Annotated in this window: 17 protein-coding genes; 10 read left to right on the forward strand and 7 right to left on the reverse strand. The window is 62.1% G+C overall.

From position 1 onward, the window contains the following. Positions 1 to 29: 29 nt before the first annotated feature. A complete protein-coding gene (gene alr / locus RHEC894_RS07065; RefSeq protein ID WP_085736755.1) occupies positions 30 to 1,196 on the reverse strand; it encodes an alanine racemase in 1,167 nt (388 codons plus the stop codon). 190 nt (positions 1,197 to 1,386) lie between these two features. Between alr and RHEC894_RS07070 the strand changes: the two genes are divergently transcribed. The 3 genes from RHEC894_RS07070 to RHEC894_RS07080 all read left to right on the forward strand — a co-directional run bounded on the left by RHEC894_RS07070 (position 1,387) and on the right by RHEC894_RS07080 (position 3,294). Beyond that, positions 1,387 to 2,208, forward strand: coding sequence for an AraC family transcriptional regulator (locus RHEC894_RS07070; RefSeq protein ID WP_085736756.1), 822 nt, complete (start codon positions 1,387 to 1,389; stop codon positions 2,206 to 2,208). Positions 2,209 to 2,275: 67 nt separating this feature from the next. After that, positions 2,276 to 2,995 carry an AzlC family ABC transporter permease gene (locus RHEC894_RS07075; protein ID WP_085736757.1) on the forward strand — a complete coding sequence of 240 codons (720 nt, stop codon included), beginning with the start codon at positions 2,276 to 2,278 and terminating at the stop codon, positions 2,993 to 2,995. Continuing rightward, positions 2,992 to 3,294 carry an AzlD domain-containing protein gene (locus RHEC894_RS07080; protein ID WP_085736758.1) on the forward strand — a complete coding sequence of 101 codons (303 nt, stop codon included), beginning with the start codon at positions 2,992 to 2,994 and terminating at the stop codon, positions 3,292 to 3,294. Before RHEC894_RS07075 ends, RHEC894_RS07080 begins: the two co-directional genes overlap by 4 nt. A gap of 24 nt (positions 3,295 to 3,318) precedes the next feature. Here RHEC894_RS07080 and RHEC894_RS07085 read toward each other — a convergent pair whose 3' ends face one another. From RHEC894_RS07085 to RHEC894_RS07110, 6 genes are all read right to left on the reverse strand, one after another. After that, positions 3,319 to 4,815 (reverse strand): replicative DNA helicase, encoded by a 1,497-nt coding sequence (locus tag RHEC894_RS07085; RefSeq protein ID WP_085738887.1) that lies wholly within the window; start codon positions 4,813 to 4,815, stop codon positions 3,319 to 3,321. A 330-nt stretch (positions 4,816 to 5,145) separates the two neighbouring features. Further along, positions 5,146 to 5,724, reverse strand: a complete 579-nt coding sequence (rplI, locus tag RHEC894_RS07090) for a 50S ribosomal protein L9 (RefSeq protein ID WP_085736759.1) — start codon at positions 5,722 to 5,724, stop codon at positions 5,146 to 5,148. Between the two features lie 21 nt (positions 5,725 to 5,745). After that, positions 5,746 to 6,732, reverse strand: coding sequence for a DUF2232 domain-containing protein (locus RHEC894_RS07095; protein WP_085736760.1), 987 nt, complete (start codon positions 6,730 to 6,732; stop codon positions 5,746 to 5,748). 156 nt (positions 6,733 to 6,888) lie between these two features. Further along, positions 6,889 to 7,137: a 30S ribosomal protein S18 gene (rpsR, locus tag RHEC894_RS07100; protein ID WP_003547038.1), complete on the reverse strand. Its 249-nt coding sequence runs from the start codon at positions 7,135 to 7,137 to the stop codon at positions 6,889 to 6,891. 14 nt (positions 7,138 to 7,151) lie between these two features. Continuing rightward, the gene (gene rpsF, locus RHEC894_RS07105) at positions 7,152 to 7,619 is read right to left on the reverse strand and encodes a 30S ribosomal protein S6 (RefSeq protein WP_085736761.1); all 468 of its coding nucleotides are present in this window, start codon (positions 7,617 to 7,619) and stop codon (positions 7,152 to 7,154) included. Positions 7,620 to 7,934: 315 nt separating this feature from the next. Continuing rightward, positions 7,935 to 8,978 carry an aldo/keto reductase gene (locus tag RHEC894_RS07110; protein WP_085736762.1) on the reverse strand — a complete coding sequence of 348 codons (1,044 nt, stop codon included), beginning with the start codon at positions 8,976 to 8,978 and terminating at the stop codon, positions 7,935 to 7,937. A gap of 213 nt (positions 8,979 to 9,191) precedes the next feature. Here RHEC894_RS07110 and fabD point away from each other — a divergent pair, with 213 nt between their 5' ends. The 7 genes from fabD to gmk all read left to right on the forward strand — a co-directional run bounded on the left by fabD (position 9,192) and on the right by gmk (position 15,756). Then, a complete protein-coding gene (gene fabD / locus RHEC894_RS07120) occupies positions 9,192 to 10,136 on the forward strand; it encodes an ACP S-malonyltransferase (protein WP_085738888.1) in 945 nt (314 codons plus the stop codon). 30 nt (positions 10,137 to 10,166) lie between these two features. Further along, the gene (gene fabG / locus RHEC894_RS07125) at positions 10,167 to 10,904 is read left to right on the forward strand and encodes a 3-oxoacyl-[acyl-carrier-protein] reductase (protein WP_039618906.1); all 738 of its coding nucleotides are present in this window, start codon (positions 10,167 to 10,169) and stop codon (positions 10,902 to 10,904) included. 287 nt (positions 10,905 to 11,191) lie between these two features. After that, positions 11,192 to 11,428, forward strand: coding sequence for an acyl carrier protein (locus tag RHEC894_RS07130; RefSeq protein WP_003547058.1), 237 nt, complete (start codon positions 11,192 to 11,194; stop codon positions 11,426 to 11,428). A gap of 93 nt (positions 11,429 to 11,521) precedes the next feature. Further along, on the forward strand, positions 11,522 to 12,784 hold the full coding sequence (gene fabF / locus RHEC894_RS07135) for a beta-ketoacyl-ACP synthase II (protein ID WP_085736763.1): 1,263 nt from the start codon (positions 11,522 to 11,524) through the stop codon (positions 12,782 to 12,784). A 182-nt stretch (positions 12,785 to 12,966) separates the two neighbouring features. After that, the gene (mltG, locus tag RHEC894_RS07140; protein WP_085738889.1) at positions 12,967 to 14,184 is read left to right on the forward strand and encodes an endolytic transglycosylase MltG; all 1,218 of its coding nucleotides are present in this window, start codon (positions 12,967 to 12,969) and stop codon (positions 14,182 to 14,184) included. 18 nt (positions 14,185 to 14,202) lie between these two features. Next, complete coding sequence (locus RHEC894_RS07145) at positions 14,203 to 15,090, forward strand: YicC/YloC family endoribonuclease (RefSeq protein ID WP_085736764.1); 888 nt, start codon at positions 14,203 to 14,205, stop codon at positions 15,088 to 15,090. Positions 15,091 to 15,093: 3 nt separating this feature from the next. Beyond that, on the forward strand, positions 15,094 to 15,756 hold the full coding sequence (gene gmk, locus RHEC894_RS07150) for a guanylate kinase (RefSeq protein WP_085736765.1): 663 nt from the start codon (positions 15,094 to 15,096) through the stop codon (positions 15,754 to 15,756). Positions 15,757 to 15,768 lie beyond the last annotated feature (12 nt).

Here is a 15,768-nt window from a genome sequence, read left to right on the forward strand (position 1 = left end):
GAATATATAACAATCTGCCGAGGACATTCCTACTCCTCGTCGGCGACATAGCGCCGTTCGTGGCGCAGCCCCATGCTGGTCAGGATCTCGTATCCGATCGTGCCCGCCGCCCGCGCCACGTCGTCAAGCGCCACGTTCTTTCCGAACAGCTCGACATAGTCGCCGGCGCGCAGGGCGTTCTCGGGCAGATCGGTGACGTCGAAGATCGTCAGGTCCATGGTGATCCGGCCGGCGACCGGCACCTTGTGTCCGGCGATGAAACCTTCCCCGCCTTGCGGTACCACCTGGCGCAGCGGCACGCCGCCGCTCGACTGGCTGCGCATGTAGCCGTCGGCATAACCGACCGAAACGATCGCCAGCCGGCTGTCGCGGCGAAGCTGCAGCGCCCGTCCATAACTGACGGTCTCGCCGGCCTCGACGTTGCGCACCTGGATGATACGGGCTTGTGCGGTTGCAACCGGCCGCATCGGGTTTGCCATGCCGCAGACCGCTTCGCCGCCATAAAGCGCAATGCCCGGGCGCGTCAGGTCGAAGTGATAGTCCTCTCCGAGGAAGATGCCGGCCGAAGCGGCAAGACTTGAATCGATGCCTTCATAGGCGGCGCTAACCCTGCGGAATGATTCGAGTTGCCGCCTGTTCATCGCATGGCTGGGCTCGTCGCCGCAGGCAAGATGGCTCATGACGAGCACCGGCGCGAAACTCGCCGGCCGCGAGACGTCGTCGGCGAGCGCGATCGCATCGTCCATGTGCAGTCCCAGCCGATTGAAGCCGGTATCGACATGCAGCGCGCAGGGGTAGTCGCCGTAATCGGCAAGCACGGCCATCCAGAAGGCGAGCTGCTCGTCGGAGGAAATCACCGGCACCAGATCATTGTCGAAGAAGCGCCGCTCGGTGCCCGGCCATATGCCTGACAGCACGAAGATGCGGGCGTCCGGCGCATAGAGGCGAAGTGTCACGCCCTCGTCGACGGTCGCAACGAAGAAGTCGCGGGCGCCTGCCATATAGAGCGCTTCGCCGGCATCCTCGATGCCCATGCCATAGGCATCCGCCTTGACGACGGCGGCAGCACGCGCCGCACCGGAGCGGCGCGCCATGTCGCGCCAGTTTTCCGTCAGGGCCGCCAGGTCGACGGTCAGCCGCAGGCCTGCGGATGCAAAAAGATCGTCGTCTTCGAAGGGAATAGGAAAATCTGTCATGAATCGCCGTGAAATAGTGGAAGGAAACCGCTTGGGACCAGTCTAGAGAGCATTGCGGTTAAGGGAAAGCGCAGGCAGCCACATACCACCCTTTGCTTCTTGCACGATCACTTTTGTTCAAGACGCATGCTGGCTTCGGCGTTAATCTTATCGGATGCACAACGTATCGCAGAAAGAGGCGGCAGACGCCATGCCGCTTGCCAACGTGGAAACGGCCCGCTTCTGGCGGGATGGCCGCTTCCGCGATATGGAGTGTCTGAGCGCCACTTTCCTGACGCACGAATACGCGCCGCACGCGCACGATACGTTCAGCATCGGCGCGATCGAAAGCGGCACCCAGATCGCTACTCTCAGCGGCAGGAAAGAGGAAACCGGCCCGGGTGATTTTTATCTCATCGATCCCGGCGTCGTTCATGATGGCACGCCCGGCGGCGAAGGCTATCGCTATCGCATGATCTATCCGGATACGAAGCTGTTCGTCGATATTCTGGAGGATGTCACGGGCAAGGCCTTCCACGCGACGCCGTCTTTCTCCAGTGCGCTGCCGCGCGATCCGCAACTTGCCAATGCGTTTCATGCCGCCCACCGCACGCTCGAAAGGGGAGCAGGCGCGCTGGAGGCCGATGAAAGCATGTTCTCGGTGCTGGCGGCCATCTTTGCGCGCCACGGCAGCACGATCGTCGTGCCTGTCGATACGCAGGAACGAAGCGCGGTCGCCCGCGCCCGCGAATATCTCATCGAGAATTTCGACAGCGATGTCGGCCTCGAGGAACTGGCCGGCGTGGCGGGATTGAGCCGCGCTCACCTCATCCGCGCCTTCCGCAAAGAATATCACATCACCCCGCACGCTTTTCTGACGGATCGGCGCGTGCAGGTGGCCCGCCGCCTGCTGCGGCAGGGGCGCATGCCGGCCGACATCGCGCTTGAATGCGGTTTTGCCGATCAGGCGCATTTCACCCGGCACTTCAAGGCGCGGACGGGCGTAACCCCCGGCCAATTCCGCACCGGCTGATCACTTTCGTTCAATACAGCCATGGCGGGCTGGGCTAACCCTCCGCGATCTTGATCAGGAGGTTGCCATGTTGCAGCACAGCCGGCCATCCGGTGAATTTCTTATCGGCGAATTTCTTGCCGGAATGCGCGTCATCTTTCCGCTTGTCGTCGCTGTCTTGCCGATCGGCCTCGTCTTCGGCGCGGTCGCGGCCACCAAGGGCATTTCGCCGCTGGAAACGACGCTGATGAGCGCACTTGTCTTTGCGGGCGGCTCGCAATTCGTGGCGATGGACATCTGGACGCATCCGGCAAGCTGGATCGGTATTGGCTTCGCCGCCCTGCTGGTCAATATCCGCCACGTGCTGATGAGCGCATCAATCGGTTCGAAAATGCAGTCCTTCCCTGGCATCAAACGCTATATCGCCATGCTCTTCCTCGCCGACGAGCTCTGGGCCATGGCGGAATTCCGCGCCGGGAGCACCCGGCTGACACCCGCCTGGTATGCCGGCATCGTCGCGCCCTTCTACCTCACCTGGGTCGGCGCGTCGCTGACGGGCGCTCTGCTCGGCGCCTTTCTCGGCAATCCTGCCGTCATCGGCCTTGATTTCACCTTTCCGGCGGTTTTCGTCGTGCTCGTCACGGGCTTCTGGAAGGGCCCGGAAACCGGCGCCGTCCTCGCGGCAAGCGGTGCTGCCTCCGTTGCGGTTCATCACTTCGTGCCCGGGGTCTGGTATATAGCCGCCGGTGCGCTGGCTGGGCTGGCAATGGCCCTCTGGCAGGGCAGGGCGCGGGAGCAAGCGGCATGACGCTTGACCTCAACACCCTTATCGCCATCCTCGCGATGGCTGCCGCAACGGTCTTCACCCGCGTTAGCGGCCTCGTGTTGATCCGTTACATAGAGATGGACGAGCGGCGGAGAATGGCGATCGAAGCCATTCCGCCGGCCGTGCTGATGGCCGTCATCGCCCCGACCGCCTTTGCGGTAGGTTGGGCGGAGACGCTGGCCTGCGCGGTAACCGCCATCGCTGCACGCCGTTTGCCGATGCTTGCAAGCGTCGTGGTTGGCGTGACTACGGTCGCTCTGTTGCGGGCCGTTGGGCTCTAAGGGAAATCGACGCGGGAAACCGCGTCAATGTTCCTCGTAATGGGTGAAGGAGGGATCGGCGAGATCGGCGAAGCGGGTGAATTCCGACTGGAAGGCGAGCTTTACCGTGCCTGTCGGCCCATGGCGCTGCTTGGCGATGATGACGTCGGCCGTGCCCTTCACCTTGTCGAACAGCGCTTCCCATTCCGGATATTTCGGATCCTGGATGTCGCGCGGCTCCGAATTTTTGACGTAGTATTCCTCACGGAACACGAAGAGCACGACGTCGGCGTCCTGCTCGATCGAGCCGGATTCGCGGAGGTCGGAAAGCTGCGGCCGCTTGTCGTCGCGGCTTTCGACCTGGCGCGAAAGCTGCGAGAGCGCGATGATCGGAACGTTGAGCTCCTTGCCGAGCGCCTTGAGGCCCGTGGTGATCTGGGTAATTTCCTGCACGCGGTTGTCGCTTGACTTGCCCGAGCCGGTCATCAGCTGGATGTAGTCGACCACAAGCACGTCGAGGCCGCGCTGACGCTTGAGACGGCGTGCGCGCGCCGAAAGCTGAGCGATCGAGATACCGCCGGTCTGGTCGATATAGAGCGGCACCTTCTGCATCATCATCGAGCAGGCGACCAGCTTCTCGAAATCGGCATCGTTGATGTCGCCGCGGCGGATCTTCGAGGAGGAGACTTCCGTCTGCTCGGAGATGATACGCGTGGCGAGCTGTTCCGACGACATTTCGAGCGAATAGAAGCCGACGACGCCGCCGTTTTTGGCTTTCATGCTGCCGTCCGGCTGCACCTCGCCTTCGTAGGCGGCGGCGATATTGTAGGCGATGTTTGTGGCAAGCGAGGTCTTGCCCATGCCGGGGCGTCCGGCCAGCACGATCAAGTCCGAACGCTGCAGGCCGCCCATCTTGGAATCCAGCGAATGGATGCCGGTGGAAATGCCGGAAAGCCCGCCGTCACGCTCCTTGGCGACGGCCGCCATGTCGATCGCCAGCGCCACCGCATCGTTGAAGGCCTGGAAGCCGCCGTCGTAGCGGCCGTTTTCCGCCAGTTCGAAAAGGCGGCGCTCGGTATCCTCGATCTGTGACTGCGGCGGCATGTCGAGCGGCGCATCATAGGCGATGTTGACGACGTCTTCGCCGATGGTGATCAGCGCCCGGCGCAGCGCAAGGTCATAGATCGCCCGGCCGTAATCCTCGGCATTGATGACCGTGACGGCATTGCTGACGAGGCTTGCCAGATATTGCGAAACCGTCATGTCGCCGACCTTCTCGTCGGCCTTCAGGAAGGTCTTGATCGTCACCGGATTGGCGATCTTGCCCATGCGGATGATATCGCCGGCAACCTCGAAAATCTTCCGGTGCAGCGGCTCATAGAGATGGATCGGCTTGAGGAAGTCGGACACACGGTAATAGGCGTCGTTGTTCATCAGGATCGCACCCAGAAGCGCCTGCTCGGCTTCGATATTGTTGGGTGCTTCGCGATAATGCTGCTCCGACGGAGCAACGGCTGCAATCTTTCGAGCGGCGTCGTTCATCATCATCCGTTCTGTCTTTTTCCAGTTCCGGATTTGCAATTCCGGACGCGAAAATCAAGAGGCTGCGAAAGGAGCGGGGGCTCGCTTCGGTTAAATCCTGAACGCTGTGCACGTTGTTCGACTTCTCCACAGTCCTGGGCGACACAGTGGAGAAATACTGGCAGTGTCACCCGCACGACACGGTATGGCGCCGACTCAGCCCATCCCTTTCGGAGAACACTATTTTACCGCGACGCGACAAAGCTCGCAGCAAAAACATCCGGAAAATCCCCAACGAAAAAGCCCGGCACGATGGCCGGGCTTCCCTCACGCGGATCGCTCCGACGAGAATTATGCTTCGTCTTCGTCGATGCCGTCGGCTTCCGGATCGAAGAAATCCTCGGGACGCAGTGCGTCTTCGTCGACACCGTAGATCGCGTCGACCGAGGTCAGCTCTTCGCCCTTTGCCTGGCGCTCTGCCTCTTCGGCGGAGCGGGCAACGTTGAGCTCGACGTGGATTTCGACTTCGGCATGCAGCTGCAGCTCGACCTTGTGCAGGCCGATCGCCTTGATCGGCGTGTTCAGGTGAACCTGGTTACGGCCGATGTTGAAGCCTTCGGCGGCGAGAATCTCGACGACGTCACGGGCGGCGACCGAACCGTAGAGCTGGCCGGTTTCGCCGGCGGAGCGAACGACGATGAAGGACTTGCCGTCGAGAACGTCGGCGACCTTCTGGGCTTCCGACTTGCGCTCGAGGTTGCGGGCTTCGAGCGTTGCGCGCTCGGATTCGAAGCGGGCCTTGTTGGCGGCGTTGGCGCGCAGCGCCTTGCCGAGCGGCAGCAGGTAGTTACGGGCAAAGCCGTCGCGAACCTTTACGGTTTCGCCCATCTGGCCGAGCTTGGAGATGCGTTCGAGAAGAATGACGTCCATTTTCTTTTCCTTTCGTGTGTCTCAGATTTTCGTATCGGATTGTTTGGGGGCATCGGCATCTTTCGTCGGGGTCAGCGCGATCGCTTTGCGCGTATCGCTGAGACCGAGGACGAGGATGAGGAAAGCGGGCAGCAGCATCAGCATCGATGCCAGGTAGCTGAGGATGAGGGCCGGCAAACGCCAGTCCTTGCCGCGCGTGCGGAAGTGCAGCGAGGCGAAGCCGGAGAGCATGAAGCCGGCGCCGAAAGTGCCGACCACGGTCGCGCCGATCAGCGCCGGAACGCCGCCGAAGAAGCAGGCGGCAAGCCCGGCGAGGAAGATGAAGATCGAGTTGCGGTTCATGCGCAGCGACGAGGGAATGTCCTCGCGCGGGCGAAGGCCGAGGCCGGAGGCGGCGACGATGCGCACCGCAAAATAATAGGCGGCAAACAGCATGGAGACCCACATGCCGCCCTGCACGGCCGGCAGCATCAGCACGATCAGCGATTTGGTCTGCGCGGTCGCTGCCGGGTCGGGCATGAAGTCCGGTTGCTGTTCCTTGACCGATGCGATCAGCAGATCGACGATCTGATCGGTGATCGCAGGCCCGTAGCCGATGATCACGCCGATGACGATGACGGCGAACGTCACCAGGCCACAGAGATGCAGCAGGATATCGGACAGCGGGTACCAGGCAAGCAGATGGTCGGGGCCGCCGAGTTCGGAAGCGGGACGCGCGAGATTGGCGAGATGGCTGAGCCAGCCGGCCGGCAGCAGCGTCACCAGCGTCATGATCAGCGCAAAGGACGGCGACATGACGATCGCGCCGAGTGCTGCAGCCATGACGACAGCCGCGATCGCGGCGGCATTGCCCCAGCCGAGCCCGACGATCAGGATCGGCAGTGCCGAGGCCGTATAGAGAAGCGCGCTGAAAAACGACGGCTGCATGCTCGCTCCCAGCATCAGCAGGAAGGCAGTCAAGCCGGCGAGTCCGCCGATCAGCAGCGTTCTAAGGTTCGGTCGTTTCAAGGTCGCTGTCCTGCTTCATCAAGCAGTTAGAGGATGTTGCTGAATCGAATTCAGAAACGTCTCAACATGGGTTTTAAGAGTTCCGATCCGCGCCCATCGCAGAAGGGAGAAGGGAAGGCACGAATGCCTTCCCTCAGAATTGGTCACGTCAGTGGATCAGGCGACGACGTAGGGCAGCAGGCCGAGGAAACGGGCGCGCTTGATCGCCTGGGCGAGTTCGCGCTGCTTCTTCTGGGAAACGGCCGTGATGCGGGACGGAACGATCTTGCCGCGCTCGGAAATGTAGCGCTGCAGCAGGCGTACGTCCTTGTAATCGATCCGCGGCGCGTTGGCGCCGGAGAACGGGCAGGTCTTGCGGCGGCGATGGAACGGGCGGCGGACCGGAGCGGAGGAAGTTTCAGACATATCTCAGATCTCCCTTATGCACGGTCTTCGCGCGGACGGCGCGGACGGTCTTCACGGTCGCCGAAGCCACCTTCACGCGGCGGACGCGGGCCACGGTCACGATCGCCGAAGCCGCCTTCACGCGGGCCACGGCCGCCTTCACGCGGACGGTCGTCGCGGTCGCGCTTCTGCATCATGGCAGACGGACCTTCTTCATGCTTCTCGACGGCGATCGTCATGTAGCGAAGAACGTCTTCGCTGATGCGCATCTGACGTTCCATTTCCTGGACGGCAGCAGCCGGTGCGTCGATATCCATCAGGGCGTAGTGCGCCTTGCGGTTCTTCTTGATGCGGTAGGTGAGGGACTTGAGGCCCCAGTTCTCGATACGCCCGACTTTACCGCCGTTAGCTTCGATCACGCCCTTGTACTGTTCTACGAGGGCATCGACCTGCTGAGCGGAAATATCCTGCCGGGCAAGGAATACATGTTCATAAAGAGCCATGACAGCTTTGCCTTTCTTGCGTTTGGTTCAACCCGATATTCGGCGGCTAAGCCTCAACGACTGCTCCTGATTGGGCGGACCCAGGCAAGAAAGCGTTTTCCGAGACGGTCGAGAGCGGAGACACGGGAGGCTGGAACGCTTCCGTTCCGAACGATTTCCAAGGAAACCGGCCCTCCGTTCAGCCACCAGCCAGAAGACCGGGTTAACGAACAGGGCGGCTTATACGGATTTTTCGGGCAAAGGCAAGCGCAATCGGACGCCGGAAACCGGATGTAAACCGGTGGCCGGCGTCGGGTATGCTCTAAAGGAACGGAATTACAGTGTCAGCGGATACTGCCGGTGCACCTTGGCGATCTCCGCCAGCATCTCGCCCGAAAGCGTCAGGTCGGCCGCGCCGATATCGATTTTCAGCTGCTCCAGCGAGGTGGCGCCGATGATGGCCGAGGCCATGAAGGGCCTGGAGAGGCAGAAGGCGAGCGCCATTGCTGCCGGGTCGAGGCCGTATTTGCGGGCGATCGCCAGATAGGCCTTGGTTGCCGGCTCCTGCAATGGCTGCAGGCGGCCGCCGATATCGTGGTTGATCGAACCGCGCGACCCCTTCGGCCTGCCGCCATCGACATATTTTCCCGTGAGGATACCGCCGGCGAGCGGCGAATAGGCGAGCAGCCCGACATCCTCGTGATGCGAGAGTTCGGCGAGGTCGAGGTCGAAATGGCGGTAAAGCAGATTATATTCGTTCTGGACGCTGGCTACGCGCGGCAGGCCCTTCTGCTCGGCAAGCGTCAGATATTTCTGGATACCCCAGGTGGTTTCGTTGGAAAGGCCGATCGCCCGGACCTTGCCTTCCTTCACCAGCGCGCCGAGGGTCTCCAGGATGTCGAGCATGTTGGCGGCGGCCTTGTCGCGATCCTGATTGAACGGATTGTAGCTCCAGTTCTGGCGGAAATGGAAATGGCCGCGGTTCGGCCAGTGGACCTGGTAGAGATCGATATAATCGGTCTTCAGCCGCGTGAGGCTGGCTTCGAGCGCCAGGCGGATATTCTTTGCGTCGGCGCCTTCGCCGCCGCGTATATAGTCGCGACCGCGGCCGGCGACCTTGGTGGCGAGCACGATATCTCCACGCTTGCCGGATTTGCCGAACCAGCTGCCGATATAGTCTTCGGTCCAGCCCTGCGTTTCGGGCGAAAGCGGGGTGGTCGGGTAGAGTTCGGCGGTATCGAAGAAGTTGACGCCCTTTTCGACGGCGTAATCCATCTGCGCATGCGCGTCGGTTTCGCTGTTCTGCGAGCCCCAGGTCATGGTGCCAAGGCAGATTTCTGAAACGGAAATGTCGGTACGGCCGAGTGAATTGTACTTCATGAGAAAACCTTGGGAGAGAGCTGAAGCCTTGGGAGAGCCTGCGCAAATCTAGGCTCGATTTGGCAGAGCGCAAGAGCAAAAACCTGGCTTTTGCACGCGTGCGAAAGGCTTTGCGGAGAGTCGACCGCCACTTGACTCTGCCGGAAAGAATGTCAATTGGAGGCAAAACAGCCTCAAGGGGCGCAATCAGGGGCAAGAGCCAGGGACATGAGCATGACCATCGCTTTCACTTTTCCCGGTCAGGGCAGTCAGGCCGTCGGCATGGGCAAGGACTTGGCCGAGAATTTCGCCGAGGCCCGTGCCGTTTTCGACGAGGTCGATGAGGCGCTCGGTGAAAAGCTTTCGGACGTCATGTTCAACGGTCCCGAGGATACGTTGACTCTGACGGCGAATGCCCAGCCGGCGCTGATGGCCGTCTCGATCGCCGTCGTCCGTGTTCTCGAAGCCAAGGGCCTGGATCTGAAGTCCAGGGTCGCCTACGTCGCCGGTCACTCGCTCGGCGAATATTCCGCACTATGCGCCGCCGGCACATTTTCGCTCGCCGATACGGCGCGGCTGCTGCGTATTCGCGGCAATGCCATGCAGGCGGCTGTGCCCGTCGGCGTCGGCGCCATGGCCGCGATCATCGGCCTCGAACATGCCGATGTCGTTGCCGTCTGCGCGGAAGCGGCCGCTACCGGCGCCTGCCAGATCGCCAACGACAATGGCGGCGGCCAGATCGTCATCTCGGGCGAGAAGGCAGCCGTCGAAAAGGCCGCCGGTCTTGCGACCGACAAGGGCGCCAAGCGCGCCATCCTGCTGCCGGTCTCTGCTCCCTTCCATTCGAAGCTGATGGCGCCTGCGGCGGAAGCCATGCGCGCGGCGCTGGCAACGGTTGCCAAATCCAATCCCGTCGTGCCCCTGATCGCCAATGTCCGCGCGGCCCCGGTGACTGATGCCGACGAGATCGCCGGCCTCCTGGTCGAGCAGGTGACCGGTCAGGTCCGCTGGCGCGAGACGGTGGAATGGTTCGCCGGCAATGGCGTGACGACGCTTTATGAACTCGGTTCCGGCAAGGTGCTGACCGGCCTTGCCCGGCGCATCGACAAGACGATCAACGGCATCTCCGTCAACGGTCCGGCGGATATCGATGCGACTGTTGCCGCCCTCATGGCCTGATTGCTATCTCCAGATATAAGGAACGCTTCCATGCTCGATCTTTCCGGCCGCAAGGCTCTCGTCACTGGCGCATCGGGCGGTATCGGCGAAGAAATCGCCCGCCTTCTTCATAAACAGGGCGCCATTGTCGGCCTGCACGGCACCCGTGTCGAGAAGCTGGAAGCGCTGGCGGCTGAACTCGGCGAGCGCGTCAAGATTTTCCCGGCAAACCTCTCCGACCGCGATGAGGTCAAGGCGCTCGGCCAGAAGGCCGAAGCCGAACTCGAGGGTGTCGATATCCTCGTCAACAATGCCGGCATCACCCGCGACGGCCTGTTCGTGCGCATGAGCGACGAGGATTGGGACGCGGTTCTCGAAGTGAACCTGACGTCGACCTTCCGCCTGACGCGCGAATTGACGCATCCGATGATGCGCCGCCGCTATGGCCGCATCATCAACATCACCTCCGTCGTCGGCGTCACCGGCAATCCGGGCCAGGCCAATTACTGCGCCTCCAAGGCCGGCATGATCGGCTTCACCAAGTCGCTCGCGCAGGAAATCGCCACCCGCAACGTGACGGTCAACTGCGTGGCGCCCGGCTTCATCGAAAGCGCCATGACCGGCAAGCTGAACGACAAGCAGAAGGAAGCGATCATGGGGGCGATCCCGATGAAGCGCATGGGCACCGGCGGCGAGGTTGCTTCGGCGGTCGCTTATCTCGCATCCTCCGAGGCTGCCTATATGACGGGCCAGACGCTGCACGTAAACGGCGGCATGGCGATGATCTGAAACGACAAACCGCTGGCATGGGGATATTTCCGCCAATAGCATGTTGAGCAATCACGAACCGTTGATTTTCTGGCTTTGCGGCAGGCATAAAGCATGTTAAGCGGGCCAATGACTGTTAGCAGTCGTCCCGAGAAAGCAGACGGACCGGCGGGCTTTTCGCAAGCCTGGGACCCCTCTGAAGCCGGGTAAACGAGTTTGCCGAGGATGTCTGAAAGCATCGCAGGCTGAAACAGGGTAGGGGTGCCGCAACGGCATTCCGATCAGGACATAAGGTCGAGGAAACCGACATGAGCGATATCGCAGAACGCGTAAAGAAAATTGTTATTGATCATCTTGGCGTCGATGCCGACAAGGTTGTCGAGAGCGCCAGCTTTATCGACGATCTGGGCGCTGACTCGCTCGACACGGTCGAACTGGTCATGGCTTTCGAAGAAGAATTCGGCGTTGAAATTCCTGACGACGCTGCCGACTCGATCCTGACGGTCGGCGATGCCGTAAAGTTTATCGAGAAGGCCCAGGCCTGATCCTGTGATTTTGAGAAAGGGCGGGCCAGGAGTCCGCCCTTTTCTTTTCGGCATATTTCTCCATAGAACATAAGAGACGGGGGGAAGCACGCGATGAGACGTGTCGTCATCACAGGTACCGGCATGGTGTCACCCTTGGGATGCGGAACCGAGGTGACGTGGTCCCGGCTGCTTGCCGGCCAGAACGGCGCCCGCCTCGTCACCGAATTCGAGGTCGACGACCTTCCCGCCAAGATCGCCTGCCGTATTCCGATCGGCGACGGCACCGACGGCACCTTCAATGTCGATCAGTGGATGGAGCCGAAAGAGCAGCGCAAGGTCGACCCCTTCATCATCTACGGCATGGCCGCCGCCGACATGGCGCTCGCCGATGCCGGCTGGCATCCCGAGACCGATGAGGACCAGATCGCCACCGGCGTGCTGATCGGCTCCGGTATCGGCGGCATCGAAGGCATCGTCGAGGCGGGCTACACCCTGCGCGACAAGGGCCCGCGCCGCATCTCCCCCTTCTTCATTCCCGGCCGCCTGATCAATCTCGTCTCCGGCCAGGTCTCCATCCGCCACAAGCTGCGCGGACCCAATCATTCGGTCGTCACCGCCTGCTCGACAGGCGCGCATGCGATCGGCGATGCCGCGCGGCTGATCGCGCTGGGTGATGCCGACGTCATGGTCGCCGGCGGCACGGAATCTCCCGTCAGCCGCATTTCGCTGGCAGGTTTTGCCGCCTGCAAGGCACTGTCGACCCAGCACAATGACGACCCGCAGAAGGCTTCGCGCCCCTATGACCGCGACCGCGACGGCTTCGTCATGGGCGAGGGCGCCGGCATCGTCGTGCTCGAGGAACTGGAACACGCCAAGGCCCGCGGCGCCAAGATATATGCGGAAATCGTCGGCTACGGCCTGTCGGGCGACGCCTATCACATCACCGCGCCCTCCGAAGACGGCGAGGGCGCCGGCCGCTGTATGGCGATGGCGCTGAAGCGCGCCGGGCTGACGCCGGCCGATATCGATTACATCAACGCCCACGGTACCTCGACCATGGCCGACACGATCGAACTCGGCGCTGTCGAGCGGCTGGTGGGCAATGCGGCGTCGAAGATCTCCATGTCTTCGACCAAGTCGGCGACCGGACATCTTCTCGGTGCTGCCGGTGCGATCGAGGCGATCTTCACCACGCTCGCCATCCGCGACAATGTCGCGCCGCCGACGCTCAATCTCGACAATCCCGAACGCGAGACGGCGATCGATCTTGTTCCGCACAAGGCGCGTGAGCGAGAAATCAATGTGGCGCTGTCCAACTCGTTCGGGTTCGGCGGCACGAACGCGTCGCTCCTCCTGCGCCGCTACGCGCAATAAAAAGTCCTGCGCGGCGTAACGGGTGTTCCTTACGCCGCAACGGCCGGTTCTCAGTGTTGCGTCGCGTGGGCGTGCGGGAGCATAACGACCGGCGACGGCGCCGTTGAACGGCGGCAGAACCTGCTTTTGCCGCATTGCTTCGCGAAATAGCGAAGTGAGGGTCAAGTTTTAGAGGATTGCCGGTGAGCGATACGACGAACCAGAGCAACGAGACGCAAGGACAGAAGGGACCGATCATCCCGAAGTCGCCGAGCGAAGCCCTGCGTCCGGAGCGCGTTCCGGAACCGCCGAAACGATCCAAGAAAGCCCGCGGCCAGGTCGTTCTTTTCCTGAACTTCATCATGACGATGGCGGTTCTGGTCTGCGTCGTCGCCATTATCGGCTTCTACTATGCCACATCGACCTATCGGAACCCCGGTCCGCTGCAGACCAACACCAATTTCATCATCCGCAATGGCGCTGGTCTGGCCGAAATCGCCTCGAACCTGGAGCGCAACGCGATCATCAGCGATGCCCGCATCTTCCGCTATCTCACGGCAACGCATCTTTCCGCGGGTGAGAGCCTGAAGGCCGGTGAATACGAGATCAAGGCCAGGGCCTCCATGAGCGATATCATGGAGCTTCTGAAATCGGGCAAATCCATTCTCTATTCCGTTTCCTTCCCTGAGGGCCTGACGGTCCGCCAGATGTTCAACCGCATGCTGGAGGATAAGGTGCTGGAAGGCGATCTGCCGGCCGCCCTTCCGGCCGAGGGCAGCCTGCGCCCGGATACCTACAAGTTCTCGCGCGGCACCAAGCGCTCGGAAATCATCCAGCAGATGGCGGCGGCCCAGCAGAAGATCGTCGATCAGATCTGGGACAAGCGCGACTCCTCGCTGCCGCTGCGCTCCAAGGAAGAATTCGTGACGCTCGCCTCGATCGTCGAAAAGGAAACCGGCGTTGCCGACGAACGTGCCCATGTCGCTTCCGTTTTCCTCAACCGGCTCGGCAAAGGCATGCGCCTGCAGTCCGATCCGACCATTATTTACGGTCTCTTCGGCGGCGACGGCAAACCGGCCGATCGGCCGATCTACCAGTCGGACCTGAAGCGGGACACGCCATACAATACCTATGTCATCAAGGGTCTGCCGCCGACGCCGATCGCCAATCCCGGCAAGGATGCGCTCGAAGCCGTCGCCAATCCCTGGAAGACGCAGGACCTTTATTTCGTTGCAGACGGCACCGGCGGCCATGTTTTCGCCGCCACGCTCGAGGAGCACAATGCCAACGTCAAGCGCTGGCGCAAGCTCGAGGCCGACAAGGGCTCCGACCCGAACATCGCAGTCGACGGCCAGCCGGAAGAACAGCCGGCAGATAGCGGCGCGACCGTCGTGCCGCCGAAGAAAAAGAAGATCAACTGATACTTTCTGGAGGCTCGCATGGCTTTGCAGTCCATGACTGGTTTTGCGCGGCGCGAGGGAACGAGCGGCCGCTGGCGCTGGGCATGGGAATTGCGCTCGGTCAACGGCAAGGGCCTCGACCTGCGGCTGCGCCTGCCGCCCGGGCTCGAACGCATGGAGGCAGAGGTGCGCCGCCTGGCCGGCGAAAGTTTCAGCCGCGGCAACCTGCAGGCATCCTTATCCGTCACCGCCGACGAGAACCGCTTCGAGGCCGTGTTGAACAGGCAGGCGCTCGCCGCCGTGCTTGCGATGCGCGAGCAATTGGACGGTATCATCGATCCGTCGCCACTGAAGCTCGATACGCTGCTTTTGGTGCGTGGGATCGTCGAATTCCGCGAAGGGGAGGACGGCGAAGAGGCGCTTGCCGCCCGTGACGCCGATATCGCCGCCGGCCTGCTGGCCGCGCTTTCCGATCTGAGAGCGATGCGGGAACAGGAAGGCTCGGCGCTGACCCGTATTCTGCACGACCATGTCGCGACGATCGAAGGCCTGACACGGGCGATCGAGGCAGATCCTTCACGTTCGCCGCAGGAGATCGCTGCGCGCCTTGCCGCGCAGGTTGCCGCGTTGATGGACGGCATGGCCGCGCTCGACCGCGACAGGCTGCATGCCGAAGCCGCATTGCTGGCGACCAAAGCGGATCTGCGCGAGGAAATCGATCGCCTGAAGGCGCATGTCGCCGCAGCGCGCGATCTCCTGGTGAAAGATGGCCCGGCCGGCCGCCGGCTGGACTTCCTTGCACAGGAATTTAACCGCGAATCGAATACCATTTGCTCGAAGTCGAATGCCTCGGCGGTCACCGCTGCCGGCATCGAGTTGAAAGTCGTCATCGACCAGTTCCGCGAGCAGGTCCAGAATTTGGAGTAAGACATGAAACCGGCGAAATCCTCGCCCGTGCAGATCGCCCGCCGCGGTCTGATGCTCGTCATCTCGTCGCCGTCCGGCGCCGGCAAGTCCACCATCGCGCGCACGCTGCTGGAGAAGGACAGGCAAATCGGCCTCTCCGTCAGCGTCACCACGCGCCAGCGCCGCCCGAGCGAAATCGAGGACGTGCATTACCACTTCAAGAGCGTGCGCGAGTTCGAGCGGATGCGCGATAGCGACGCGCTGCTCGAATGGGCCGAGGTGCATGGCAATTTCTACGGCACGCCGCGCGAACCGGTCGAGCAGGCCATGGCCGAAGGCCGTGACATGCTCTTCGATATCGATTGGCAGGGCGCCCAGCAATTGCAGGAGAAGATGTCGGCCGATGTGGTCTCGATCTTCGTGCTGCCGCCGACCATGACCGAGCTGCAGTCGCGGCTGCATCGCCGAGCCGAGGATTCCGAGGAGGTCATCCAGACGCGCCTCGCCAACAGCCGCGCCGAGATCGCCCATTGGCGCGAGTACGACTACGTCATCGTCAACGACGATCTCAACGCCGCCTTCGACGCCGTCCAGTCGATCGTCAAGGCAGAACGCCTGCGTCGCGACCGCCGCCACGGGATGTTCGACTTCGTCCGCGAATTGCTGGAAGAGACGCCGTCGCTTTAAGGAAATTCCCGA

The sequence above is a fragment of the Rhizobium sp. CIAT894 genome, from assembly GCF_000172795.2.
Lineage (GTDB): Bacteria > Pseudomonadota > Alphaproteobacteria > Rhizobiales > Rhizobiaceae > Rhizobium.

Coding starts and splice junctions, on each gene's coding strand:
- RHEC894_RS07145 (WP_085736764.1), top strand. CDS start 14,203: ATGGCTTTGCAGTCCATGACTGGTTTTGCGCGGCGCGAGGGAACGAGC.
- RHEC894_RS07075 (WP_085736757.1), top strand. CDS start 2,276: ATGTTGCAGCACAGCCGGCCATCCGGTGAATTTCTTATCGGCGAATTT.
- rpsR (WP_003547038.1), bottom strand. CDS start 7,137: ATGTCTGAAACTTCCTCCGCTCCGGTCCGCCGCCCGTTCCATCGCCGC.
- gmk (WP_085736765.1), top strand. CDS start 15,094: ATGAAACCGGCGAAATCCTCGCCCGTGCAGATCGCCCGCCGCGGTCTG.
- RHEC894_RS07070 (WP_085736756.1), top strand. CDS start 1,387: ATGCCGCTTGCCAACGTGGAAACGGCCCGCTTCTGGCGGGATGGCCGC.
- fabG (WP_039618906.1), top strand. CDS start 10,167: ATGCTCGATCTTTCCGGCCGCAAGGCTCTCGTCACTGGCGCATCGGGC.
- RHEC894_RS07110 (WP_085736762.1), bottom strand. CDS start 8,978: ATGAAGTACAATTCACTCGGCCGTACCGACATTTCCGTTTCAGAAATC.
- RHEC894_RS07130 (WP_003547058.1), top strand. CDS start 11,192: ATGAGCGATATCGCAGAACGCGTAAAGAAAATTGTTATTGATCATCTT.
- rpsF (WP_085736761.1), bottom strand. CDS start 7,619: ATGGCTCTTTATGAACATGTATTCCTTGCCCGGCAGGATATTTCCGCT.
- fabD (WP_085738888.1), top strand. CDS start 9,192: ATGACCATCGCTTTCACTTTTCCCGGTCAGGGCAGTCAGGCCGTCGGC.
- alr (WP_085736755.1), bottom strand. CDS start 1,196: ATGACAGATTTTCCTATTCCCTTCGAAGACGACGATCTTTTTGCATCC.
- rplI (WP_085736759.1), bottom strand. CDS start 5,724: ATGGACGTCATTCTTCTCGAACGCATCTCCAAGCTCGGCCAGATGGGC.
- RHEC894_RS07085 (WP_085738887.1), bottom strand. CDS start 4,815: ATGAACGACGCCGCTCGAAAGATTGCAGCCGTTGCTCCGTCGGAGCAG.
- fabF (WP_085736763.1), top strand. CDS start 11,522: ATGAGACGTGTCGTCATCACAGGTACCGGCATGGTGTCACCCTTGGGA.
- RHEC894_RS07080 (WP_085736758.1), top strand. CDS start 2,992: ATGACGCTTGACCTCAACACCCTTATCGCCATCCTCGCGATGGCTGCC.